Below are 542 nucleotides of genomic sequence, written 5' to 3'. Positions count from 1 at the left end.
TGAACTTTGTCATACATCTTGATCGCAGTGGCTTTATCGATGGATACCACCATCGCCTTGCCCCACAAGCCACCGGAAAAGGGCTCCCTATTGATATGGTAACTCACCAGATCTTTGGCAATAGTATCAAGCCGGTCATCACGGGTAATGATGTGGTACGCACGGGCAAACTCGGTTTCCAGTTTGGACTGTTGCTCTTCGGTCAGGTCAGCATTGTCGAGTATCTCCAACAAGTCTTTGCCGAGATCCTCACGATTCAGGCTGACTTCTGGTACTCGATTTTCATAATAGAGTGGCAGGGTAGCGCCATCATCTACCGCATCAGCAAAGTTATAGATACTGACATAATCGCCGAAGACTTCCCGCGTTTTACCTTCATCGGTTTTATCTGCCAGTAACGGTGTCCCAGTAAAAGCCATAAAGCCAGCATTGGGCATAGACTTACGCATATTCATTGCCAAAGAAGCATACTGACTGCGATGAGCTTCATCAGTGATAACAACGATGTCATCACGTTCTGAGAGCACAGGGTAATTATCACC

Annotated in this window: 1 pseudogene; it reads right to left on the bottom strand. The window is 47.0% G+C overall.

The features are described from left to right. Positions 1–542 (bottom strand): annotated as a pseudogene (locus J7438_RS27305) (DEAD/DEAH box helicase); the annotation flags it as partial.

It is taken from the genome of Thalassotalea sp. G20_0 (genome assembly GCF_017744175.1).
Classification (GTDB): domain Bacteria; phylum Pseudomonadota; class Gammaproteobacteria; order Pseudomonadales; family Endozoicomonadaceae; genus Endozoicomonas.
This window is presented reverse-complemented; position numbering and strand designations above follow the sequence as displayed.